This window comes from Arthrobacter cryoconiti, from assembly GCF_020905375.1.
GTDB classification, from domain to species: domain Bacteria; phylum Actinomycetota; class Actinomycetes; order Actinomycetales; family Micrococcaceae; genus Specibacter; species Specibacter cryoconiti.
The window spans coordinates 567,738-591,043 of sequence record NZ_JAJJBU010000003.1 but is presented as its reverse complement, the minus strand read 5'-3'; the positions used below and the strand labels follow the sequence as shown (position 1 = coordinate 591,043).

26 protein-coding genes are annotated in these 23,306 nt (G+C 57.9%); 4 read left to right on the top strand and 22 right to left on the bottom strand.

From position 1 onward, the window contains the following. Nucleotides 1-41: 41 nt before the first annotated feature. From rplT to infC, 3 genes are all read right to left on the bottom strand, one after another. Nucleotides 42-425: a 50S ribosomal protein L20 gene (gene rplT / locus LOH53_RS02795; protein WP_230066173.1), complete on the bottom strand. Its 384-nt coding sequence runs from the start codon at nucleotides 423-425 to the stop codon at nucleotides 42-44. Nucleotides 426-534: 109 nt separating this feature from the next. Continuing rightward, the gene (rpmI, locus tag LOH53_RS02790) at nucleotides 535-729 is read right to left on the bottom strand and encodes a 50S ribosomal protein L35 (protein ID WP_054010474.1); all 195 of its coding nucleotides are present in this window, start codon (nucleotides 727-729) and stop codon (nucleotides 535-537) included. Between the two features lie 108 nt (nucleotides 730-837). Then, nucleotides 838-2,019, bottom strand: a complete 1,182-nt coding sequence (gene infC, locus LOH53_RS16900; protein WP_230066242.1) for a translation initiation factor IF-3 — start codon at nucleotides 2,017-2,019, stop codon at nucleotides 838-840. A 297-nt stretch (nucleotides 2,020-2,316) separates the two neighbouring features. Between infC and LOH53_RS02780 the strand changes: the two genes are divergently transcribed. Next, entirely contained in the window at nucleotides 2,317-2,724 is a 408-nt protein-coding gene (locus LOH53_RS02780) for a DUF1844 domain-containing protein (protein ID WP_230066172.1), read from the top strand. A gap of 87 nt (nucleotides 2,725-2,811) precedes the next feature. On the opposite strand, the gene LOH53_RS02775 is transcribed toward LOH53_RS02780, so the two are convergent. From LOH53_RS02775 to LOH53_RS02745, 7 genes are all read right to left on the bottom strand, one after another. Continuing rightward, the gene (locus LOH53_RS02775) at nucleotides 2,812-3,702 is read right to left on the bottom strand and encodes an SseB family protein (protein ID WP_230066171.1); all 891 of its coding nucleotides are present in this window, start codon (nucleotides 3,700-3,702) and stop codon (nucleotides 2,812-2,814) included. 5 nt (nucleotides 3,703-3,707) lie between these two features. After that, the gene (gene priA / locus LOH53_RS02770) at nucleotides 3,708-4,448 is read right to left on the bottom strand and encodes a bifunctional 1-(5-phosphoribosyl)-5-((5-phosphoribosylamino)methylideneamino)imidazole-4-carboxamide isomerase/phosphoribosylanthranilate isomerase PriA (RefSeq protein WP_230066170.1); all 741 of its coding nucleotides are present in this window, start codon (nucleotides 4,446-4,448) and stop codon (nucleotides 3,708-3,710) included. A 43-nt stretch (nucleotides 4,449-4,491) separates the two neighbouring features. Continuing rightward, a complete protein-coding gene (locus LOH53_RS02765) occupies nucleotides 4,492-4,644 on the bottom strand; it encodes a hypothetical protein (RefSeq protein WP_230066169.1) in 153 nt (50 codons plus the stop codon). Then, complete coding sequence (gene hisH, locus LOH53_RS02760) at nucleotides 4,645-5,301, bottom strand: imidazole glycerol phosphate synthase subunit HisH (protein ID WP_230066241.1); 657 nt, start codon at nucleotides 5,299-5,301, stop codon at nucleotides 4,645-4,647. 23 nt (nucleotides 5,302-5,324) lie between these two features. After that, a complete protein-coding gene (gene hisB / locus LOH53_RS02755) occupies nucleotides 5,325-5,951 on the bottom strand; it encodes an imidazoleglycerol-phosphate dehydratase HisB (protein WP_230066168.1) in 627 nt (208 codons plus the stop codon). 181 nt (nucleotides 5,952-6,132) lie between these two features. Next, on the bottom strand, nucleotides 6,133-7,236 hold the full coding sequence (locus LOH53_RS02750; RefSeq protein WP_230066167.1) for a histidinol-phosphate transaminase: 1,104 nt from the start codon (nucleotides 7,234-7,236) through the stop codon (nucleotides 6,133-6,135). Between the two features lie 364 nt (nucleotides 7,237-7,600). Further along, nucleotides 7,601-7,978, bottom strand: a complete 378-nt coding sequence (locus LOH53_RS02745; RefSeq protein WP_230066166.1) for a LysM peptidoglycan-binding domain-containing protein — start codon at nucleotides 7,976-7,978, stop codon at nucleotides 7,601-7,603. A 437-nt stretch (nucleotides 7,979-8,415) separates the two neighbouring features. Between LOH53_RS02745 and lexA the strand changes: the two genes are divergently transcribed. Next, nucleotides 8,416-9,159, top strand: coding sequence for a transcriptional repressor LexA (gene lexA, locus LOH53_RS02740; protein ID WP_230066165.1), 744 nt, complete (start codon nucleotides 8,416-8,418; stop codon nucleotides 9,157-9,159). A 160-nt stretch (nucleotides 9,160-9,319) separates the two neighbouring features. Here lexA and LOH53_RS02735 read toward each other — a convergent pair whose 3' ends face one another. Both LOH53_RS02735 and hflX read right to left on the bottom strand, forming a co-directional pair. Next, a complete protein-coding gene (locus LOH53_RS02735) occupies nucleotides 9,320-11,413 on the bottom strand; it encodes an ATP-dependent DNA helicase (protein ID WP_326832725.1) in 2,094 nt (697 codons plus the stop codon). Next, nucleotides 11,406-13,046, bottom strand: a complete 1,641-nt coding sequence (gene hflX, locus LOH53_RS02730) for a GTPase HflX (RefSeq protein ID WP_230066164.1) — start codon at nucleotides 13,044-13,046, stop codon at nucleotides 11,406-11,408. The genes LOH53_RS02735 and hflX overlap by 8 nt, the downstream gene beginning before the upstream one ends. A gap of 177 nt (nucleotides 13,047-13,223) precedes the next feature. On the opposite strand from hflX, the gene LOH53_RS02725 reads away from it, so the two are divergent. Beyond that, nucleotides 13,224-13,862 (top strand): class I SAM-dependent methyltransferase, encoded by a 639-nt coding sequence (locus LOH53_RS02725; protein WP_230066163.1) that lies wholly within the window; start codon nucleotides 13,224-13,226, stop codon nucleotides 13,860-13,862. Nucleotides 13,863-13,875: 13 nt separating this feature from the next. Here the strand turns inward: LOH53_RS02725 and dapF are convergent, their stop codons facing one another. From dapF to LOH53_RS02690, 7 genes are all read right to left on the bottom strand, one after another. Next, nucleotides 13,876-14,808 (bottom strand): diaminopimelate epimerase, encoded by a 933-nt coding sequence (dapF, locus tag LOH53_RS02720; RefSeq protein WP_230066162.1) that lies wholly within the window; start codon nucleotides 14,806-14,808, stop codon nucleotides 13,876-13,878. 26 nt (nucleotides 14,809-14,834) lie between these two features. Continuing rightward, nucleotides 14,835-15,764: a tRNA (adenosine(37)-N6)-dimethylallyltransferase MiaA gene (gene miaA, locus LOH53_RS02715; RefSeq protein WP_376991839.1), complete on the bottom strand. Its 930-nt coding sequence runs from the start codon at nucleotides 15,762-15,764 to the stop codon at nucleotides 14,835-14,837. Then, the gene (gene miaB / locus LOH53_RS02710; RefSeq protein ID WP_230066160.1) at nucleotides 15,761-17,329 is read right to left on the bottom strand and encodes a tRNA (N6-isopentenyl adenosine(37)-C2)-methylthiotransferase MiaB; all 1,569 of its coding nucleotides are present in this window, start codon (nucleotides 17,327-17,329) and stop codon (nucleotides 15,761-15,763) included. The genes miaA and miaB overlap by 4 nt, the downstream gene beginning before the upstream one ends. A gap of 66 nt (nucleotides 17,330-17,395) precedes the next feature. Then, a complete protein-coding gene (locus LOH53_RS02705; protein WP_230066159.1) occupies nucleotides 17,396-18,646 on the bottom strand; it encodes a coiled-coil domain-containing protein in 1,251 nt (416 codons plus the stop codon). 44 nt (nucleotides 18,647-18,690) lie between these two features. Next, nucleotides 18,691-19,224 carry a regulatory protein RecX gene (locus LOH53_RS02700; protein WP_230066158.1) on the bottom strand — a complete coding sequence of 178 codons (534 nt, stop codon included), beginning with the start codon at nucleotides 19,222-19,224 and terminating at the stop codon, nucleotides 18,691-18,693. A gap of 24 nt (nucleotides 19,225-19,248) precedes the next feature. Beyond that, nucleotides 19,249-20,301, bottom strand: a complete 1,053-nt coding sequence (gene recA, locus LOH53_RS02695; RefSeq protein WP_230066157.1) for a recombinase RecA — start codon at nucleotides 20,299-20,301, stop codon at nucleotides 19,249-19,251. 295 nt (nucleotides 20,302-20,596) lie between these two features. Next, nucleotides 20,597-20,818 (bottom strand): DUF3046 domain-containing protein, encoded by a 222-nt coding sequence (locus LOH53_RS02690; protein ID WP_230066156.1) that lies wholly within the window; start codon nucleotides 20,816-20,818, stop codon nucleotides 20,597-20,599. 58 nt (nucleotides 20,819-20,876) lie between these two features. On the opposite strand from LOH53_RS02690, the gene LOH53_RS02685 reads away from it, so the two are divergent. Further along, the gene (locus tag LOH53_RS02685) at nucleotides 20,877-21,479 is read left to right on the top strand and encodes a MarR family winged helix-turn-helix transcriptional regulator (RefSeq protein ID WP_230066155.1); all 603 of its coding nucleotides are present in this window, start codon (nucleotides 20,877-20,879) and stop codon (nucleotides 21,477-21,479) included. Nucleotides 21,480-21,620: 141 nt separating this feature from the next. Here the strand turns inward: LOH53_RS02685 and LOH53_RS02680 are convergent, their stop codons facing one another. The 3 genes from LOH53_RS02680 to pgsA all read right to left on the bottom strand — a co-directional run bounded on the left by LOH53_RS02680 (nucleotide 21,621) and on the right by pgsA (nucleotide 23,306). Continuing rightward, nucleotides 21,621-22,061: a helix-turn-helix domain-containing protein gene (locus LOH53_RS02680; RefSeq protein WP_230066154.1), complete on the bottom strand. Its 441-nt coding sequence runs from the start codon at nucleotides 22,059-22,061 to the stop codon at nucleotides 21,621-21,623. Between the two features lie 128 nt (nucleotides 22,062-22,189). Next, the gene (locus LOH53_RS02675; RefSeq protein ID WP_230066153.1) at nucleotides 22,190-22,693 is read right to left on the bottom strand and encodes a CinA family protein; all 504 of its coding nucleotides are present in this window, start codon (nucleotides 22,691-22,693) and stop codon (nucleotides 22,190-22,192) included. Beyond that, complete coding sequence (gene pgsA / locus LOH53_RS02670; RefSeq protein WP_230066152.1) at nucleotides 22,686-23,306, bottom strand: CDP-diacylglycerol--glycerol-3-phosphate 3-phosphatidyltransferase; 621 nt, start codon at nucleotides 23,304-23,306, stop codon at nucleotides 22,686-22,688. Before pgsA ends, LOH53_RS02675 begins: the two co-directional genes overlap by 8 nt.

The window sequence follows — 23,306 nt, the reverse complement described above, 5'->3', positions numbered from 1 at the left end:
ACCATGAATACGGAACGCAAGGTTCCGTGTCAATTACGTTATTACTTAGCTACCGGAGCAGAAGTGTCTGCAGGCAAAGCAGCCTTAGCGAGCTTGACCAGTGCAGCGAAGGCACCGGCGTCGTTGACTGCCAGGTCTGCCAACATGCGGCGATCGACCTCGATCTCCGCAGCCTTCAGGCCCTGGATCAGACGGTTGTAGGTCAAGCCGTTTGCGCGTGAAGCAGCGTTGATACGCTGGATCCACAGGCGACGGAAGTCACCCTTACGCTTGCGGCGGTCACCGTAGCTGTACACAAACGAGTGCAGCAACTGCTCTTTGGCCTTGCGGTACAGACGTGAGCGCTGCCCACGGTAACCTTTGGCGCGCTCAAGAATAACCCGACGCTTTTTATGGGCGTTTACCGCCCGCTTCACACGTGCCACGTGCGTACTCCTTCAAGTTCTAAAGATCCCAAGCCAATCATGCCAGGGAAGGCTTTGTTTGGATTGGTGTCGGCCCCTGAACGGGACCGTCACCCATTGACTTGCGAAATTAGATGCCGAGCATCTTTTTGATGTTGCGAACGTCTGCCTTGGCAACCGTGAGGTCACCCTTTAGGCGGCGCTTCAAGCTCGAAGGCTTGTGTTCCAGGTAGTGGCGGCGGTTAGCCTGCTGGCGACGAAGCTTGCCGGAACCGGTAAGCTTGAATCGCTTCTTTGCACCACTGTGTGTCTTCATTTTAGGCATGAGGACCTGTCTCCTTACGTATCCACCGGCGCTGCCTGTGGTTCTTTTGCAGCGACTGGTTGGGTCACTGTCGGGGTGTATATTCACCGCTGGTTAGGGCTGTGGGCCTTACTCAGCTGAGTCTTTGGTACCTTCCGCAGGCGCACTCTTTGAAGAGACAGGCTTTGCGGCAGTTTTGGGTGCTGCTTTCGCAGCAGGCTTGGCGACTGGTTTTACAACCGGCTTGGCCATGGGCTTGGGCATGGGGATCGGCTTAGCGGCCACAGGCTTGGCAGCGACTACCGGCTTCGCGGCAACCACAGGCTTCGATGCGACTACCGGCTTCGCGGCAACCACAGGCTTGGCAGCGACCGGGGCCTTGACAGCGGCCGGTGCTTTCTCAGCGGGAGCCTTCGCAGCGGGAGCTTTCGAAGCAGCAGGGACTTTGGCGGCTGGAGCCTTAGCCGCAGGCTTGCTGACGGCTTTCGTTTCCGGCTCGCCAACAGTCTGCGCTTCAAGGCCGGCAGCCGAGGATTGTGCCCCAGCTTCCGTCTTCGTAGCTTCGTCGGCCAGCGGTGCCTTAGCTTCTGTCGCGACTTCTGCCGCAACCGGCGCAGAAGCTTCTTCAGCCGCCGGAGCGGGTGCGTCTTCACCTAGGTGCAGTCCAGAAGGCAGCAGTTCCGCTAGGGACTGCGTCATTGAACCCTTGTTTTCACGCTCCACATCAACGCGGGCGGTGCCGTTGGCAACAGCCTCGTTGTGTGCCTTGGCATCGGCGCGCTGTTGGTTCCGACGTGCTTCAGCTTTGGCTTCTGCCTTGTTTTTCAACGGGCCGATCACCATCACCATGTTGCGCCCGTCAATACGGGGACTTGACTCAATGACGCCGACCTCGGCAACTTCCGTAGCAAACTTCTGGAGGAGACGGATACCCATCTCCGGACGCTGCTGCTCACGACCACGGAACTGGATCATGGCTTTCACCTTGTCACCGGCTCCGAGGAAGCGCATCGCGTGGCCGCGCTTTGTCTCGTAGTCATGCTTGTCGATCTTGAGGCGGAATCGAATTTCCTTCAGAACGGTGTTCGTCTGGTTCTTCCGGGCCTCACGCGCCTTCACGGCGGCCTCGTACTTGTACTTACCGAAGTCCATCAGTTTGCACACCGGCGGCTTAGCCGTCGGTGCTACCTCAACCAGATCCAAGTCTGACTCGGCAGCCAAACGAAGGGCGTCCTCAATGCGGACGATCCCCACTTGTTCGCCTGCTGGTCCAACCAACCGCACCTCAGGGACGCGGATACGATCATTGATGCGTGGCTCGCTAATGTGTAACTCCTGTTGTCATCAAATATGTGAACGCCATCAGCAACGAAGAAGGCCTCCATTGCTGATGCAATAGGAGGCCTCAAATTAGTTAGCGTGGCGTCCCGGCAACGGGACACTACCTGCTCTTCCATGGAGGAAGAGCGCCAACCTAAACCAGACAACACCACGGAGGGTCGAAAGGTGGGAGAGGACTCCACTTGCACACCAAATGCCTGCAATATCACGCGGGTTCAAGCCCACGGAGGTATCGACACTTGATCGGTCTGTGACAAGCTTAGCAGTATGAACACCGCAGATAATAATTCGGACACCCGTCACAGCTTCAACACGGCTCCTGAGGAGGCATTAGGCGACGCCGAAGCCGCCTCCGTGGTCCGTGACATCGCTGAAGTTCCGGCCATTGAGGTCATTACGACTGCGGCAGTACACCTCATGAGCGCAGCGGCGGTCAAGTGTGGATTGGCTGCCGGGCCGGACTCTGAAGCGCTCAAGGACCTCGATGAAGCTCGTAAGCTCATCACAGCACTTGCTGGCTTCATCACGGCCGCCGCACCTGAAATCGGCAGCCAACATGCTGGCCCCTTGCGTGATGGCCTGCGATCTCTTCAGCTGGCATTCCGCGAAGCTTCCCCCTTCCCAGATGCTCCGGGGAAGGGCCCGGGGGAAAAATTCACTGGAGCGGTCAACTAACGTCTCCGCACCTGTTTTACACACAGCACTATGAAGGGACGTCCAAAGCACTGGCTGCGGAGGACGTCCCTTTTTGTGCGTTGATACTTAGCTGGTGCTTGCTTGTTGCTGCAGACGAATCTGAACGGAATCAACAACGCGGGCGAAGTGTTCGTTCCGCGCCCAGATATCCTGCAAAGTGGCAAGAATAGCCTCCAAAGCCATCTGATCCAGACCGGGTTCTAGGGTGATCTTCACTTCTAATTCAGGCCCGGCCCCGCCACCACAGACTGGTGGTCTTGACGGTTCATTCTTTTCACCCCAATGGGCCTGTATCCCCGGGCCGGGCGTTGCAAAAATACTGACCACCGCGGAATTCCCGAGCGCTGCAACAGACGCGTCCAGGACAGCAGCGACGGCGGTGTCAAGATAGCTAGGCAGCCAATCCTGCTGTTGCGCCAACGCCCACATGGCGGGTCGACGAACCACAAAAGGCTGATCACTTCCAGGGTCCAGGACGAGCATCTGAGCTTCTTCTGCAACGGCTGACAGGGCGGCTCTTGCGGCGTAGACAGCTACGGGACGGGCTTGCGGATGCCAATCGGCCAAGGCACTGACGTTGGTAAATGCAGGAAGTGCCCGACGGCCGTCCGGCGCCTGAATGGTCACAAGTGCCATGTCAGATTCTTTGTCCGAGACAAGACCGTTTGCGCTGACAGTTTCTTCGGCTAGCGTGGCAATGATCGGGATGAAGACCCGAGCCTGGGCCAGCGCCGCAACCACCTCACGCTCACTTCCCTGCCCAGCCACCAACTGCGCAACCGCACCGATGTAACGGGCGTCAGCGGCGCCGTCGTCCGCCTCAAAGCTATGGTACTTCTGCCCGTCCGGCAGCGCGCGTCCCGCCCACGGCTGCCCCGCAGAGTCCGTAGCGCCACCAGAACCAGCAAGGGCCGCAGCGATGTGACCGGGAAGCGTCTTTTTCGGTGTCTGCGCCATGGCGGCTAGCGGCGTCCTGCCACGTCAAGGGCTTCCGGAAGGGTGAATTTGCCGGCGTAGAGGGCCTTACCGACAATCGCACCTTCCACCCCATCGCCCACAAGGCTGCGCAGTACCCGCAAGTCCTCGAGACTGGAGATGCCACCAGAGGCTACGACCGGCTTATTCGTACGAGCACACATTTCCCGCAGCAATTCCACGTTGGGACCGCGGAGAGTGCCATCCTTGGTGACGTCAGTGACGACGTAGCGTGCACAGCCAGCATCTTCAAGGCGAGCCAAGACTTCCCACAGGTCTCCGCCCTCACGCGTCCAACCACGGCCAGCAAGGGTAGTGCCGCGCACATCAAGACCCACAGCGATCTTCTCGCCAAAGCGCTCGATGACCTTGGCGGTCCATTCAGGGTTCTCCAAAGCGGCTGTGCCAAGGTTGACGCGGGCGGCTCCCAATTCAAGAGCGCCTTCCAGGGATGCATCGTCACGGATGCCACCGGAAAGTTCAACGTTAACGTTCAGCGCCAGTACGACCTCGCGAAGAAGTGCTTGGTTGTTTCCCCGACCAAAGGCTGCGTCGAGGTCGACGAGGTGAACCCATTGCGCTCCGTCATTTTGCCAAGCCATGGCCGCCTCCAATGGCGAGCCGTAACTGGTTTCTGAGCCAGCCTCGCCTTGGACCAGGCGTACGGCCTGGCCGTCGGCAACGTCCACGGCTGGCAAGAGTTGAAGAATGGGGGCTGAGGCTGTCATCGGGTCCTTCGAGGTCTGGTGTGGCTAGGAGTATCAGGAGTGCTTAGGAAAGGGTGAATAGATAAGCAGCTATCAGTGCCATTGCAGCGAGAATGGCGAAGCTGATGGGAATCCAGCGGGGCGTCTTTTGCTGATAAAACGTGTAGCAACCCCCAACAAGGAGACCAGCCAGTCCCATGAGAAGTAGCGACCACATTTAGGCACGCTTCTTTCGCAGGGACTGCACCCAGTTGCGTAAGAGCCGCGCTCCGGCATCACCGGACTTCTCTGGGTGGAACTGGGTGGCACATAAGGGCCCATTTTCGATGGCGGCAATAAAGGGGGCCCCATGCTGTGACCAGGTCACCATGGGTGCTTTCATCTTTGGCTGCAAGACGTCAAAGTCCCATTTTTGTACCCCATAAGAGTGAACAAAATAGAATCTTTCATTTTCTACGCCCTCAAAGAGCATGGACCCTTCGGCCGGCTGAACTGTGTTCCATCCCATATGGGGGACCACGTCTGCCGGCAGCAGTTCCACCGCGCCTGGCCACTCCCCCAAGCCTTCCTGCCGAACGCCATGCTCAACGCTGGATTCAAAGAGAACCTGTAAGCCAACGCATATACCCAGCACGGGCCGGCCCCCGGCGACACGGCGCCCGATCATGCGGATGGCGTCAACGCTTTTCAGCTCCGCCATGACGGAGCCAAACGCACCCACGCCGGGGACGACTAAGCCATCAGCGGTGAGGACGTCCTCGGGTTTGGCGCTGAGGGTCACGGTGGCTCCGGCGCGTTCGAGCGCCCTGACCGCGGAACGGACATTGCCTGACCCGTAATCTAGGACTGTTACGCACGGGTTCAGTTCGGTCATCTGCGGCTGGTTGGGTGCAGTGCTCACAAAAGTCCCTTCGTAGAGGGAATACCGGTGACGCGGGGATCATTTTCAACGGCTGCACGCAGGGCGCGTGCGAATGCCTTGAACTGGGCCTCCACAATATGGTGGGGGTCCCGACCACCCAGCACGCGCATGTGCAGGGCAATGTGGGCGTGCAGGGTTATAGCCTCAAACACATGCCGGGTCAGCGAACCAGTGAAGTGTCCGCCAATCAGGTGGTACTCCTGGCCTGCAGGCTCACCGCTGTGCACCAGATAGGGCCGGCCGGATACGTCCACAACGGCCTGCGCCAATGCCTCATCCAGGGGAATCGTGGCTTCTCCGAAACGACGAATACCAGCCTTGTTTCCCAAAGCCTCGCGGAGCACTTCACCCAAGGCGATCGCTACGTCTTCGACCGTGTGATGAACATCGATGTGGGTATCTCCGTGGGCCTTGACCTTCAAGTCGATCAGGGAGTGTTTTGAAAACGCCGTGAGCATGTGGTCATAAAACGGCACCGATGTCTCAATCTCTGACACGCCCGTGCCATCAAGATCAATTTCAACTAACACACTTGACTCACTCGTGACCCGCTCCAAGCGTGCAGTGCGTCCGCTGCCGGGCTGCGGGCTGTTCTCAGTCATGGTTTGAGCGTCCTTTATGGATTGATGGGGAGACCTGCCAAAAAATTCCCGGCACGATCAAATGCACCGCGCTGCCGTGTTCTCTTCCAGTTTAGGAGATAGTCCGTGCTTCCACACAAAGCAACTCATGCGCGGGTCACAACCGAGCGACGACGGGCAGCGTCAACTTGGTTTTCGTGGCTCAGTGCACACCGTCAAGTATGGCCTCAAGGGCCTGAAGAAAAGCCGTTGTCTCGGCTTCCGTACCGGCCGTCACACGAAGGTGCCCGGCAATGCCCACGTCGCGGATGAGAATGCCTGCAGCCAAAAGCGCTTCCCATACGCCCGCAGGATCTTCAAGACCACCAAAAAAGACAAAGTTGGAATCCGAAGGAGCCGGAGCAAGTCCCATCCGGATCAGTTCATTGACGATTCGATCGCGTTGAACTTTAATAGCTTCCACATTGGCCAGCAGCGCGTCTGAGTTACGCAGTGCGGCCACGGCTGTCGCCTGAGTGATCGCAGAGAGGTGGTACGGCAAACGAACCAAACGAACGGCGTCCGTGATCTCGGGAGCCGCAGCCAGATATCCCACTCGCGCTCCTGCCATGGCGAATGCCTTGCTCATCGTGCGTGAAACTATTAGCCGTGGCCTGTTGGGCAACAGCAACAGTGCACTGCGAGTACCGGAGTGAGCGAACTCTGCGTAGGCCTCGTCAACGATCACGATGGTCCGTGACGCTTCCCCAGCCTCATACACTGCCTCAACGATGTCCAAGCCAAGTGCTGTGCCGGTCGGGTTGTTCGGTGAACACAGAAAAACAATGTTCGGAGACTTGGAGCGAACCTGTTCGGCCGCCGATTCTGCGCTGAGATTGTAATCTTCATCCCGAAAGCCTTCAATGTACCCCGTCCCAGTTCCACTAGCTAGCAGTGGATACATCGAATATGTGGGTGGAAAGCTCATCAGGCTCCGACCAGGACCGCCAAACGCTTGCAACAACTGCTGCAGGACTTCATTGGAGCCATTAGCTGCCCACATGTTGTCTTCGTTCAGGCCATGCCCCAAATAGGCCGCTAAAGCTCTGCGCAGTTCCGTAAACTCGCGATCAGGATAGCGGTTCAATCCATCCAATTCATCCGCAACTGCCTTCAGGATTGCTTCCTTGGCGTCCAGCGGTACACCAAAAGTGTTCTCGTTGACGTTCAGAAGAATGGGCACATCCAGTTGCGGTGCACCGTAAGGGCGCAAGCCCCTCAGATCGTCCCGCAGCGGCAATTGGTTAAGTCTTTCAAACTGGTCCATAGAACCAAGTTTAAGTCGAAGCCGGACTTAGAGACTAACGTGTGACGCACCTTCGCCATTCGTGCCAACCTCACAATGATCCCCGGCCACTTCGCCAACCCTGTTCCTTCCTGGCGCCTGAACTTTCGATTGTGTCGCGAGTACTGCTGAATTAGTACGTCGCAACGCCAGCGCCGATGACGGGCGAATCATCCCTGCTCGGGGATCGGCACTCTAGCTTCACGGCTCACCATCGCCGGCGCATCCGTGGTCATCGGCCCGCGTCCCATCGCCGGTCCGTGATCGCTGGATTGGCAGTGCGTTCATGGCCATGAAAACGCCGGCTACTTTGGCACCACGGGCTTCCAGAGCCGTTGGCGCGGTGCTATTTGTGAATGGGTACGTACAGTTGCTGTCCAGCCTGAAGAACGCTGCTGCTCAAGTCATTCAGGGCTACAATCTCCGAGACCACTTCGCGTACATCGCGAGAAGGGTCGCTGGCTGCTGCGATTGTCCACAAACTATCGCCTTGCAGAACAGTGACGGCTGCCGCATAGTCGGTCATGTCCAAGGCATTGATGCCCGTTGACGCATTGGCTGGACTGGCGAAAGACCCCAGCAGCACTGCAATGAGAGCAAACAACAGCGCAGCGCTGACCATGAGTGCCGGAATGCCCAAGAACAGCATGCGTCCCTTGCGTGTAAGCGTCAAGGGATCTTTCCTTCTTGCAGGTCCTACGCTCGAATTGACCATTGCACTCATGACCGACGTTCCTTTCACACCATGGGGAATTTCCTGAAGATTTCCCGAATTGAAGCGGGAGCTGCAGATGTCCGCAGGAGCAGACTTCCCATCACATTTTTCAAAGTTAGAAGATATGTTCTAACTACTGTTCTATAGTTTTAGCATCTATTGACTACTCTTGCCAAGACTCGCTAGAACAAATGTTTGAAATTCACCTGATCCTGGCTTAATCTTGGAGACAAGGAATCATTGCCTAAGAGCAGTCCACCAGCAGGCTCAGACATTGGCGTTTTCGGGCTAATACGCTTGGCACGCCAGTACGCTTGAACAACACTGACGTCTGCAACAACTGCTAGTGACGTTGCCGTAGTGATGTTCTTCACACGTCTCTGGTGACGGTGACACCACTGACACTTAAAGTCTTGGCGCAATGCAACGAAAGGATCGTAAGGACCATGGAGCTACCGCAACCTCCGCACCGCATTTCCCAGGCCCCGAGCAGGGCCGGCATGAAGGGTTTGACGGTTCGTCAAAAAAAGATCCTCGAGTGCATCCAACGCTCGATTGCAGACAAGGGCTACCCGCCTTCGATGCGTGAAATTGGTGATGATGTAGGGCTGGCCAGCCTCTCCAGCGTTACGCATCAACTGACCCAGCTTGAACGTCATGGCTACCTGCGCCGGGATCCCAAGCGTCCACGTGCCATGGAAGTACTTATTCCCTTGGTCTTGGACAATGGGCAAGTGGAAATCGGTGGTGTCAGCTCCCCGGAGGACGTCCGCAGCTCCAACGGTTTGAACTTCGCTCAGTTAAGTAGTTCCTCAGACACCGCTTTCGTGCCTCTCGTGGGCCGCATTGCTGCAGGCGGACCCATCTTGGCTGACCAAATGGTGGATGACATCATGCCTTTGCCCCGCCAGATCGTGGGTAACGGAGAGCTGTTTATGCTGAAAGTGGCAGGAGATTCCATGATCGACGCCGCCATATGTGACGGTGACTGGGTCGTGATTCGCCGCCAAAACACGGCCAATAACGGCGAGATAGTCGCCGCTCTGCTTGAAGACGAGGCTACTGTGAAGACCTTCAGGCAGCGAGACGGCCATACCTGGCTGCTACCTCAGAACACCCGTTATGAACCGATTCTCGGTGATACGGCCACCATCATGGGCAAGGTAGTCTCAGTCCTCCGCAGCCTCTGACGCCTCTGACGCCTCCCACCGTTTGTACTTGTCAAGTCCTTAACACCGCGCCAATCGCTCCCCCACAATGTGAGGGAGCGATTGTCATTAGTGCCCCGAAAGTAACCGAGCGTCTTGCTTTAGTGCCCCGAAAGTAACCGAGCGTCTGGGGGACGACGCGCTACTTTCCAGAGAGCCTCTTGAGCGCTGACAGGGCCACGGTCCGGTCCTTTGTGGACCAGAAGGGTGGCAGAGCAGCTCTCAGAAAGCCACCATAGCTAGCATTGGCAAGGCGCGAATCAAGCACTGCCACAACTCCGCGGTCGCTGCTGGAACGGATCAGGCGTCCAACTCCCTGCGCCAGCCGGATAGCCGCGTGGGTGGCCGAGATGGCGATGAAGCCATCCCCACCGTTTTGGGAGACGGCCCGGGCGCGTGCGGTGACCAAGGGATCATCAGGCCGCGGAAACGGGATTCGATCGATGACGACGAGGCGACACGAGGCCCCTTGGACGTCCACGCCTTGCCAGAGAGACATGGTGCCAAACAGGCACGTATCGGGCTCTTGCGCAAATTCCGTGATGAGCCCCGCCATAGAAGAGTCTCCTTGGCACAGGATCTTCACTTTGAGTTTCTTGCGTAAAGTTTGCGCCGCATCTTCGGCAGCTCTCCGGGAGGAGAAGAGTGCCAAAGTACCTCCGCCGGCGGCAGTTATGAGCGCTTCCAACTCGGAGAGTTGCTGCGGCGAAGTACCAAAACCGGGTTTGGCTAGGTGTGCGGCCACGTAGAGCATTCCCTGCCTGGGATAGTCAAACGGGGAACCGACATCAGCCCCGGACCAAGCCGGCGCGCCAGCCCCCAAGAGCCCCAGCCCCCCGGCAGTGGCTTGAAAGGACTCGCCAATTGCCAAGGTAGCTGACGTCAGCACCACCGTATGGTCGGCAAACAGCCCCTCGCGAAGCTTGCCCGCCACACTCAAGGGGGCAATGTTGATCACCGGCGGCTCACCATCATCCGCCTTTTGATATCCCTGCCCGGGGGTGAACGTGCCTGTCCGTGATGCCCACACAACCTCGCGTGAGTCTTTGGCACTAAGAAGCCGTTCAGAGAGATCAAAGATTAGATTTAGACGAGCCCGCGCAATTGATCTGCCCCCGTCCGCCGACGCAGAGCCTTCCGGTTTCGAATCGGAGAGTGCCACGCGGGCAGCGTCACGAAGCTGTTCCACTGCCGCCGTGTGTTCCTCGTTCAAACCGTTGGGCAGCAAGCCCGTGGCAGTGTCCGCAAACGCTAGATCCAAGGCCGCCGCACTGCTGTGTAAGGCCTCAACTGACACTCCCGTGTGCTTACGCGTGCTGGAGGCTGCTGCTTGGACCATCTGAAGCGAAAGCTGACCGGTGACGGCACCCGTCACTCGATCCTGTAGTTCGTGCGCCTCATCCACCACCACGACGTCATAGTCAGGCAGGACAGCTATGCCCTCAAAAGCGCTGATAGCGAGCATGGCATGGTTTGTCACCACAATGTCGGCCTGGCCACCCTTGGCACGCGCCAACTCTGAAAAACATACTTCCGCGAGGGGGCATCGCTGCGCCCCCAAGCATTCCATCGAGGTAACAGATACCTGGCGCCACGCTTTGTCTGTAACCCCCGGCGTGAGCTCGTCGCGGTCACCTGTTTCGGTTTCCTGAGCCCATTCGCGAAGGCGCACCACTTCTTTGCCCAGTGGAGAACTAGGGCCAGCTTTGGCACCCGGAAGGTGCATCACGCTAGTGTCCTCTCCGAGGCTGAACAAAGCACCCTCGGAGGCGTCCTCAGAGGGAAAGCCGCCACCAACCTTGTGTTGGCACACGTAATTGCTTCGACCTTTGACCAGGACGACGTCGATGGGGCGTGGCAGCAGCGGCTTCAACGCAGCCAGCAGCCGCGGAACGTCCCTTCCCACAATCTGAGCTTGTAATGCCAAGGTTGCGGTGGCCACGACAGATGGTTTGTCGTGGTTTAGCGCATGGACGATGAGTGGAATCAGATAGGCAAGTGATTTACCCGTTCCAGTACCAGCCTGGACCAGCAAGTGCTCCCCGCCATCAATGGCATCCATGACCCGACGGACCATCTCATGCTGGCCGTCGCGCCGCTGGCCATTCATGGCCGCAACGGCAGTGTCCAAAAGCTCTACGGCTTGGGCCCTCAACGCATCTGCGTCAGCGCTCTCCGCTTCGCCTGCGGCGGGGCTAGAGCTTACAGGGGTGGAGGCAGTTGCAGTTTCACCCATGCTGGACGAAGGCCTCAAGCTCAGCGGCCAGGACCTCGCGAACATGGACGTGAACCACCGTTCCCTGTTCGCCATGTTCAAGGCTGATTATTTCTGCATCACTGCGGTGAAGTCGGTTCAGCACATCCCCACGGTCGTAGGGGATAAGCAAGTTCAACTCGATCCCAGGCCTGGGGATCGCATCGCTAACGGCCGCAAGTAACTCCTCAATTCCCTGCCCTGTGCGAGCCGAAACCACTACTGTGCGTCGCTCGTGCTGTCGGAGTCTTTCTACGACAAACGGATCGGCGATGTCGGCCTTGTTCAAGATGATGATTTCAGGGACTTTCAGCGCGTCAACTTCGGCAAAGACGCTCCGGACCGCAGCGATCTGTCCTTCCGGGTCCGGATGGGAAGCGTCCACAATATGCAAAATGAGGTCTGCGTCAGCCACTTCCTCCAACGTTGAGCGGAACGCTTCAACGAGTTGGGTGGGGAGAGAACGCACGAACCCCACTGTGTCTACGAGGGTGTAACCCAAGCCGTCGGCAGTTTCAGTTTTGCGGACAGTGGGGTCCAAGGTAGCGAACAACGCGTTCTCCACCAGGACGCCGGCGTCGGTCAGCCTGTTCAACAACGACGACTTACCAGCATTCGTATATCCGGCAATGGCAACCGATGGCACCGAGTTGCGCTTGCGGTTGGCCCGCTTGGTTTCTCTTGCAGGCTTCATGGCAGCAATTTCGCGGCGCAGCTTGGCCATTCGTGTTCGGATCTTCCGCCGATCAAGCTCCATCTTTGTTTCGCCGGGGCCGCGGGAGCCAATCCCACCACCGGCCGCGCCCACACGGCCACCAGCCTGACGGGACATAGAATCGCCCCACCCTCGCAGGCGTGGGAGAAGGTATTCCATCTGCGCCAGCTCCACCTGGGCCCGTCCTTCTCGGGACTGTGCATGCTGAGCGAAGATATCCAAGATCAGGGCCGTACGGTCGATCACCTTGACCTTGACCACTTCTTCGAGCGTGCGCCGCTGTGACGGGGCAAGATCGCCGTCAATGATGACGGTGTCAGCTCCTGTGGCGTGAACTATGTCTTTGAGTTCCTGGGCCTTGCCCTGACCAAGGTACGTGGCCGGGTCCGGTTTCGCCCTGCGCTGCACCAGACCATCGAGCACCTCGGAGCCGGCAGTTTCTGCCAGTGCAGCCAACTCACGCAATGAGTTCTCCGCGTCAGCCATGGTCCCGCTAGACCACAGCCCGGCAAGTACGACGCGTTCTAGACGAAGCTGACGGTATTCAACTTCAGTAACATCTTCTAGCTCGGTGGACAAGCTTGCACTTCTGCGCAGCGCGTTACGCGCGGCAAGCTCACTCTGGTCCCCGTCAAATTTACTGTGCTGAAAGTTCAGCTCTGAAAGGGCTTGCGCGCGGCCGATGACGGGGTGCGTCGAGACTGCCCCGGATTGCGGATCTTGAGCGTCAAATTTGGCATCCTCGCGCGCAGCTTTGGCGCCAGCCGCGTCCTTAGCCAGGATGCGGTCGATCACGGCCTCAATATCAGCCGTAGAAAGATCTTGGCCGGAGTTTGATCCGGAAACATCCCCGGAATCGTTGGGGTCGGTAGAACCGCTGGGTGCGGATGTGTGGCTCATGTTCTCCTTCGTGGCGTTTACACTCAATCGTAGTCCCGGGGGCCCACACGCACACCTTTGTCTGCGTCATTGTGGATATCACGGGGCGGAACCACCCGAAGCGGGCCCTTCCGAAGAGAGCCCCTTAGGCGCGCCTAGATACCGATTAACGCGTTTTCGCACTAATCTGGCAGGACTATGGGTACTCAGAGTGCAGATCATTATTTCAGTTCACAACCGTCAACTCCGCTTAAACGCCGACCGTTAAAAGTGGTTTTGGCTGGCGAGGAACGGGATTTGGAAACGGCCGGTGGAATTTTCAGTCCGGCTGGCGTGGATAAGGGAACAGCAATCCTGCTTTCTGAGGTCCCGCCGCCTGCCCCTGAAGGCAATCTGTTGGATATCGGCTGCGGCTGGGGTCCGGTGGCGCTTTCCTTGGCTCTTCGCTCCCCGCACGCGTCCGTCTTCGCCGTTGACGTCAATGAACGATCCATCGACCTCACCCGAGATAACGCTGTGGCGCTTGGGCTCACCAATGTGCGCGCTTCGTCTCCGGATGCCGTGGACCCAGATCTGCGCTTCAACACCATTTGGTCCAACCCGCCAATCCGGGTGGGCAAGGATGAACTTCACTCCATCTTGCTCATGTGGCTGCCCCGATTGGCCTCGGGTGGAAGCGCCTACTTGGTGGTGCAGAAAAATCTGGGCTCAGATTCACTTCAGCGCTGGCTAACTGCCGAGTTGGCTCAACGTTTCCCAGAAGCGGGTTTGAAAGTCTCCCGTTATTCCACCAATAAGGCATTCCGTGTTCTACGTATTCTCCGCACAGCCGACTAGCGCCCCAAAATAACTAAGCTAGAACGCCGTCGGCAACGATGACCGCTGGTCCGCTTAGTTCCACCCGCTCTGTTCCGTCGCTTCCGGCAAAAAAGCGCACACGTACGATCCCGCCGGGTATGTCCACATCCCAGATGTCAGGTGCTTGATCCCCGGCCCAGAAACGAGTGGCGGCGGCCGCCGCACACGCCCCGGTCCCGCACGAGAGCGTCTCCCCCACACCCCGTTCATGTACTCGCATGCTGATCCGTCCGACGCCGTCGCTCACGAGTGGCTCCGCTGGAACAGCGAATTCAACGTTGGTTCCGTGAACTGGCTCAGGGTCCACTTTTGGGGCGGTAAACAGTATGGTTCCCTCAAGCTCAGCAAGATCAGCCAATGCCACAACCGTGTGTGGGTTTCCCATACTGATCGACAATGCTGGCCGCGCCACCTCGAGTCCAGCGGCTTCCACCAGTGAATCCATGCCGCGTTCACGGGCTTTCTCCGGGAAGATGAACTCCCACGGGCCCATGTCCACGCGATATCCGTTCTCGCTACGCGCTACAGTCTTCACACCGCCGCGGGTCCCAATGGCTAGTTCTTCACCGAGATCAAGGATCACCAATCCTTGGGCTACGAGGAACTCGACGAACACTCGGACACCGTTTCCGCACATTTCCGAGCACGTGCCATCACCGTTGCTGTAGTCCATGAACCATTCCGCGCCTGGGTTAACGGCCAGTATTTGAGCACCTTCAGGCAGCCGCCGGGACCGGATGGCGCGGATAAAGCCGTCAGCACCAATGCCATGATGGCGGTTGCACAAGTTGGCAATCTGCTCCGCCGTCAGGTTCCTTTCACCCTCGGGGTCCGCTATCAAAATGAAGTCATTGCCAGTGCCATGACCTTTGGAGAAACGCAGGCCGGTCAGAGGCGTTTCATCGATCATCTCTGCAGTATTCATGCATCAATGCTATGGCAAAGACCTACTTAGGGTTGCCCACCCGTACTTGCCCGGACTATCTCATAGGCTGCGTCAACAAGTTTGGGCTGCCCCCAGTCGAGCCAGTGGATTCGGGGGTCAGCCCGAAACCAGGTGATCTGGCGCCGAGCGAACTGGCGGGTTGCCGTAATGGTCTCTTCCGCAGCCTGTTCCGCAGAGGATTCACCGTCTATCACGCGCAGGAACTGCTGGTATCCCAAAGCTTTATGGGCCGTACGCCCCTCACGCAATCCTTGCGGTAGGAGCGCGGCAACCTCGTCCTGAAGGCCAGCGCTAACCATCCTATGGACACGATCTCTGAGCCGGGCGTGCAGTTGTGCACGGTCTCCATTGAGCCCGATCTGCACTGTGGGCTCCATGTAGCGTCGTTCGGGCATGAAAGAACTAAAGGTGCGGCCGGTAAGTTCATGGACTTCGAGAGCACGCACAATCCGCTTGCCGTCGCTGATGCGCGCGGCGGACACCGGGTCCACGAGCTCCAAGCGGGCTGCCAGTGGAGCTAGCCCGTGGGCATCTAGCTCCCCTTCAAGGCGTGCTCTAATGAGCGGATCAGTACCCGGAAAATCCAAGGCGTCCAGCACTGCGCGAACATAGAGTCCGGAGCCTCCGACCAAGATCGGCAGTTTGCCCCGTGCACGGATATCAGCGATCGACGCCCGGGCCATGGCCTGAAACGCGGCCGCTGTAGTGTCCTCGCGCACGGACAGAAAGTCCATCAGATGATGCGCTATCCCCCGTCGTTCGCTCACCCCTAGCTTGGCTGTGCCAATATCCATCCCCCGATAAAACTGCATGGAGTCGGCATTGACCGCTTCCCCACCAAAGTGTTCTGCTAGTTCCAGCGCCAGCTCCGATTTTCCCGCTCCTGTTGGTCCGACGACGGCGACGAGCGGCAGCCGTGATGGGCTCAAACTCAAGCGCCGCGGACCGGCAGCGAAGGCATACCCAATGACACGGAACTCTTTGAACCTTGTGTTCCGCTGGCGGAGGGGACAGCACAGGATTGCGCTTGCGCACGGTCCCAGGCATCGCCGGCACGTGAACGGCGGAGCTCGTACTCCGCCGCAGAAGGATCGGCAATGAGGTGGAACGAAGCGGCCTCAGTGATGCTCACGGTAACCAGATCGCCAGGACGTGGCACCTGCGCGCCGTCCGGAACGCTGAAATGAACAAGCCGCTGGTCACGGGAACGCCCGGAAAGTCGGTGCGTTTGTGCCGCTTTCCGCCCAGATTGCGCGGTAACCATCACTTCGACGCGGCTACCGACCTGCTTAGCATTTTCTTCCGCAGAGATCCTATCCTGAAGCGCGGTCAGGCGCAGGAAACGTTCTTGAACCACTTCCTTGGGTAACTGGTCAGCCAATTCGGCAGCTGGAGTCCCGGGACGCTTGGAATATTGGAAGGTAAAAGCGGTTGCGAACCGCGACTTTTCGACGACGTCGAGCGTGGCTTGGAAGTCCTCCTCGGACTCACCCGGAAAACCAACAATGATGTCTGTCGATATGGCGGCCTGGGGCATCTGTGCGCGCACTTTCTCCAATATGCCCAGAAATTTCGTTGACCGGTAAGAGCGGCGCATGTCTTTGAGAACCTTGTCGGAGCCAGACTGCAATGGCATGTGCAACTGGGGCATGACATTGGGAGTCTGTGCCATGGCCAGAATGACGTCGTCGGTGAAAGAGGCGGGGTGCGGGCTGGTGAAGCGTACGCGCTCCAGGCCCTCGATTTCTCCACAAGCGCGCAACAATTTACCGAAGGCGAGCCGGTCTCCGAACTCGACGCCGTAGGAATTTACGTTCTGACCCAACAACGTCACTTCAATGGCTCCGTCGTCAACCAGCGCCTTGATTTCAGCTAATATCTCTCCCGGGCGGCGGTCGCGTTCTTTCCCCCGCAAAGCAGGAACGATGCAGAAAGTGCACGTGTTATTGCAGCCCACCGAGATGGACACCCAACCGGCATAAACGGAATCGCGGCGGGTGGGAAGGGTGGAGGGGAAAACATCCAGTGACTCCAAAATTTCCATTTGAGCGTCAGCGTTGTGGCGGGCTCGCTCCAACAGCACCGGCAGCGCTCCGACATTGTGCGTACCGAAGACCACATCAACCCAAGGGGCGCGCTTTTGAATCACATCCCGGTCCTTTTGTGCCAAACAGCCACCGACGGCTATCTGCATCCCCGGGTTGCTCTCTTTGATGTGGGCCAGCATTCCTAAGTTGCCGTACAACTTGTTATCCGCGTTCTCACGCACGGCGCACGTATTGAATACGACGACGTCGGGAATCAAATCCCCATTAGCATCACGGATCGGGGTGTCGCCCGCTTCTTCGACGGCGACCATGCCGGCTGCCTCCAGCAGTCCGGCCATGCGCTCAGAGTCATGGACGTTCATTTGGCAGCCATAGGTGCGTACTTGGTAGGTTCGCGGTTGGCTGGGGTTGGTGTTGGCGGAAGAATCAACGCCTTCTAGGGTCAAGCTCACCCAACAAGCTTAAGTCCTGTTTCCGATTCACACTAAACAGCTCACCTGAACCGCACTGCTAAGGCGCTAATACCAGCCTATGGAGACCTCGTGGGCCCAAGCTCCGCACGGTGAACCGTAGCGGTCCCGAATGTAACCTAACCCCCACTCAATTTGGGTCCTGTAGTTCGTTAGCCAATCGTTCCCGGCCGAGGAATACTTCCCGGGTGGCAACGACTGCGCGATCCCGTAGGCGCCGCTGGAGGGATTTGTGGCGTTTGTCAGCCAGCTCGATTCTTGTGTCCAGAGCCTAACTAAGCACGAGAATTCCGATTGCCCCCACCCATAGGCGCCAAGTCTGGACGAGGCGTATGCCTGGGCACCTGCAGGGTCGTTGACGGCGCCCCCTGGAATATTTGGTAGCAGTATCTCCGGTGGGATCCACCCGCCAGAACCGGCGTCGGGAGTTTGAGGTTGAGGCTGAGGTTGCGCGGCTGCCGCACGAGCTGCTGCCGCTCGGGCGGCTTCATCAGCTGCTTTCTGCTTCGCTGCTTGTGCGGCCTGATATGCCGCAAGAGCGACCTGCCCCTGCTGGTATTCCTGTTCAACGGCTGAACTCGTATTGTTCAAGGAAGCAAGTTGCGCCGTGAGCGTGGTGCTTTGGGCTTGCCGCGCTGCCAACTGTTCCGTCACAGCTTGTTGCGCGCTCACAGCCGCATCCAGTTCGCCTTTGGCAACACCAGTCAACTTTGCTTGTTCTAACTCAGCGGCCTGGCGAGCCTTAGACAGGGAAAGGGCAACGGCTTGGGCGTCCTTGGCTTTAACTTGCTTGGCCGCCGCGGCATCACCCACCTGCGTCAGTATGTCCAGCCCTTGAAGGGAATCGGTGGAACCAAGGGCAACGAAGGTATTGAAAATACCAAGATCTGCCCCGCCGGACTTATACCTTTGAGCGGCAACCGCAGCTACGTCCTTTTGGTACTTGGCAGCGTCCTTCTCTGCACGGCCGGACCTCGCCTGGAGGACGCTCACCTGCGCGGCAACTGCGTCCAGTTCGGATTTGGTGGAAGCATAGCTGGCACCGGCTCGGACCGCAGCCGTGCCCAATGTGTCTGATTCAGCCGACAGCCCTTGCAGAAGCGCCCCGATTTTTGCTACTTCAGCCTGCGTTGCGGAGGCATTCCCTTTGGCTTGTTGCACGTCTGACCAGCTCGGAAATCCACTGGGAGGCGCATCGTCAGCAGCGGCAGGACCAATCGCGGTCAAGGACACAGCAAAGAACCCGGCGGCAGCGCAAGCAGCCAGGAGGCGAAGACGGTGACGGGACGGATATGTCATATGTGGTTAGCATATCCACCGCCGGGTCCATTGTCCCAACCGCTCTAGGGTGTTTCGTCCGCAAGAGCCTGATCGATCACTTTTCCAACGACGGTAAAAGCGGAGGAGGGGTTGTAGCCTTTGCGGGCCAGCATGGCCACCCACCGTCTGGTGTATTTCTCACGTTCGTCCCGATCTGCAAGGTCCACAGAGCTGCGAAGCTTCTTGCGCACCAGTTCTTCGGCTCCAGCATCCTCGGCTTCTTGGGTGATTTGGCCTAAGGCATCCTCAATCAGTTCTGGAGCAATTCCTCTCTCTGCAAGCTCCCGTTTGAGCGCGCTGCGCGCCATTGACTTGTACTGCGATCGGCTGCGCACCCAGAGCAGCGCAAACTCGGCATCGTCAATGAGTTTCACCTCTTCGAAACGGTCCAAGACCGCTTGGGAGACTTCACCCGGGATGTGACGTTCGACGAGTTTTTGCTCGAGTTGGTGGCGGCTCTTGGGCGAGTTGGTCAGCTGGCGCAAAACAATAGCCCTAGCCACTGACGCTGGATTAGCGTCAGGGTCTAGTTCAGGCGCGGGCCTCTTCATACTCATAGTCCGTTAGTCCATTAGTCCGTTTTAAAATCCATCAACGGCCTTGAGCTTAGGCGCGGTTTCCACTTCCTCCTCAGGAATGACGCCCACGCCAAGTTTGGTCTTGATGAGTCGTTCAAGTTCCTCTGTCAATTCAGGGTTATCTTTCAAGAATCGACGTGAGTTCTCCATACCCTGCCCCAGCTGATCACCGTCATAGGTGTACCACGAGCCGGACTTCTTGATGATGCCGTGTTCAACGCCCATGTCGATAATGCCTCCCTCACGGGAAATACCTTGGCCGTAGATGATGTCGAATTCGGCGATCTTGAAAGGCGGAGCCATTTTGTTTTTGACGACTTTAGCTTTGGTTCGGTTACCTACAGCATCGGCGCCCTCCTTCAACGTCTGGATGCGCCTCACATCAATGCGGATTGACGCATAGAATTTCAGCGCCTTTCCACCCGTGGTTGTTTCGGGACTACCAAAGAAGACACCAATCTTTTCACGCAGCTGGTTGATGAAGATTGCGGTGGTCTTGGTTTGACTCAGGCGCCCGGTGATCTTACGGAGGGCCTGGCTCATCAGGCGGGCTTGAAGCCCGACGTGGCTATCTCCCATGTCGCCTTCGATTTCGGCCCTCGGAACCAGAGCGGCAACGGAGTCAATGACGATAACGTCCAAGGATCCCGAGCCAATGAGCATGTCCATGATTTCCAGGGCTTGCTCACCGGTGTCCGGCTGGGAAACTAGGAGCGCGTCAACGTCCACACCCAACCTCGCCGCATAGTCAGGGTCCAGCGCGTGTTCAGCATCAATGAACGCGGCAATGCCACCACCCTTTTGGGCGTTAGCGACTGCGTGCAGCGCTACCGTGGTCTTACCCGAAGACTCAGGCCCATAGATTTCCACGACTCTTCCGCGCGGCAACCCGCCAATGCCTAAGGCCACGTCCAGTGCGATGGATCCGGTGGGGATCACTTCGATGGGCGCACGTACGTCGTCACCCAGCCGCATGACCGAGCCCTTACCAAACTGCTTATCGATCTGGGCCAGTGCTGCGGCCAGCGCCTTTTCACGGTCTGCGGGAGCGGCCATGATTCACCTCGGTCTTTCATATGTGCCATTATGGCTGCCCGTCCGCTTGGCACTCGGGTGCCGGTGGACAGGTTGTGGACTCTTATGTCTTATGGGTACTAATCAACTGTTATCAACGCTAGTTCAAGGCTCTGACATTCATAAGCCTTTGAGTCCATGGACGTAGAAATTGTGGAAAACTTTGCTGGCTGCCACGCAACACTTCATGAGCCAGCCCTAAAGTACGTAGTGCTTTCTTAGACACTCTAAAACGAATCGAACTAGTATTCGAATATTTATCGCGGTGTGTCGGCGCCTATTTGTTCCCCGGAAGGTCTTTACCCAGGCGGCGTTCTGGTGGCACGTCTTGCACCTCACACACGGCAATCCACACATCGCGAGGCTCAAAGCCTGCCTTCAAGGCGTGCTCGGCAGTGGTTCCTCCGACCCCGCCTAAGACCAGCTCACGGGCCAGCACCCGAGAATATCCAGGACTGAATTCATCGTCCATCAATCGCCAAAACTCACTTACTCTCACTCCTTCATTCTCGCATGCCACTCATCAGTTGCTGCACTAAGCGCCATAGACTTGCATCATGAAACAGTCAGGTTCTCCACAGCGCCCATCCTCGCCGGATGAGTCAGCTCAATCCCGCGAAGCCATCCAGGTCCTGGAGGCGCAGTTGAGCCTGCTATGGCGTCGAGCCAGAGTACTGAACCATAGCCTCACACGCAGCGTCCATCCGGAGTTGGAACCTGCCGCCTACGGGCTGCTGTCCGTTCTACTGCATCACGGCGGCATGCGCCTGACCGAGTTGGCGAAATGTATTGGCGTGGGCAAACCGTCGGTGAGCCGTCAGATCAAGTTCCTCGAGAGTATTGGACTTGTGCAAAAAGAGGCGGATCCCAGCGACGGGCGCGCTCAGATGATCGGCCTAACTCCAGCCGGTCTGACGAAGATGCGCTCTGTGAACGCTGGCCGCCAGGAAGCATTCCATGCCCTTCTAGCCCATTGGGACAACACCGAGTTGACGACTTTGGCTGTCTTGATCGCCAAGCTCAATGGCAACGCTGACGACCGCAATGCCGGCGCCGGCGACTCCCACCAAGCGTCTGCAAAGCTCGCAGACGCGGCACCCTTGAGCAGCCCCCAGTTGGCTCAAACGGAGGACGGAGAACAGATCTCCAAGACTTTTTAGTAGCTCAAATGGGGTACAAAAAACGGGCCCCGCCGCCATGGCAGGGCCCGCCGTCGCAGGGTCGCTGATCGCGACCTTCAACGATACTGATTTTGGGGTGGATCCGGAACGAGCCAGATCAACGGATTACGGGCCAAAACGTTAGTACGAGCTGGAAATCAGGCCCTTGCGGAGTTCATCAGAGAGTTCCTCATTGAGATCACGGCCATAGCGCGCCGCGAATTCTTGGGGAACAGTGTCTGGGACAGCCACGCCTTCGGCAATGGCCAAACGGTCACTCACCTCACGGAGCATGAGTGAGAGCGGCACATCCAGTGCCGAACAAATTGAGGACAGCAGCTCAGAAGATGCTTCCTTTTGCCCACGCTCAACTTCGCTGAGATAACCCAGCGAGACGCGCGCGTTGTGTGAGACTTCACGGAGTGTGCGGCCTTGACGTTGACGGACATCCCGGAGAACATCACCAATCTCCTGGCGCAGAACCACCATCTTGCGGTCCTTCTGCGTGTGTTTTGCCTCGTCTGCCAAACCCACATCCCGCCAGCGCACCACGCCGTTTACGGATACGGGTTGTTTCACCATCGGTATCGTCTTGCTCCTTGTTAGTTTCCTTCATACTTTTCGGCTGATCCGAAAAGGATACGCTCACTTAGTGCTCCCATCCTAAAGGGAAGAAGCGACTTTTGTGTTCACTAAGAGTAACTATCTGCTCACAACTTTTGTTCCCGCATGGTCTTGACAAGATCAAGAAGAAGCTGGAGAGCCTCACTTACGGTCTGATGGCGGATCGCCGCCCGATCTCCTGCCAGGTGGAATTTATGAGCCCGAGCAACGCCATCCAACGCGATACCCACATATACGGTGCCCACATCCTTGCCCTGATGAGGTTCTGGTCCGGCAACACCCGTGGTAGAGATTCCGACCCTGGCCCCCGTAGCTCGGCACGCCCCGAGCGCCATGGCCACCGCCACATCCGCATCAACGGCACCGCGCTGGTCCAAAAGTTTTTCCGAGACTCCAAGAGCTCTGACTTTCACTGAATTCTGGTAGGCCACAACGCCACCAAAGAACATCCCAGAGGCCCCAGGTACATCCACAATGGTTGCCGCAAGCAGGCCGCCCGTGAGTGATTCCGCTGTGGCCACACTCAGCCTGGCTGCCGTTGCATCCGCAATGAGCGTGGTCAACCAAGAGCCAATATCTGACTTAGACACTCTGACCGGCTCGGCTTCCCTTGCCACTATTGCGCAGCTGTATGGCCTTCACTACATAGTCAATGCCTGTCACGACCGTTACTAGAAGTGCCACCATCATGACGATCAACGCCACGACTGATAGCCAAGTATGTGCCGGTGTGACCGGCAAGAGGAATACGAAGATGGCGATTGTCTGCAGCACCGTCTTTAGCTTCCCACCCTTTGATGCGGCCATGACGCCGTAACGGATCACCACAAAACGCAAGATTGTGATGCCAATCTCTCGCACGAGCATCACTATTGTTACCCACCACCACAGCTCCCCTACCGCGGAGAGCAAGATCAGGGCAGAGCCGATGAGTAATTTATCCGCAATTGGATCAGCAATTTTACCGAAACTGGTGACGAGGCCCCGGGCACGGGCGATGTCGCCGTCGAGCTTGTCGGTGTAAATCGCGACCACAAACATCGCCACTGCACCCCAGCGCCACCAGCCATAGGCTCCGTCGTCGGTCAGAAAGAAAATGATGAAGAACGGCACCAGTGCAATACGCAGCAGGGTTAATGCGTTGGGCAGGTTCCAGTTAGAAGGAACCGGAGTGGACGGTGTTGGGGCGGTGGTTTCAGTCAC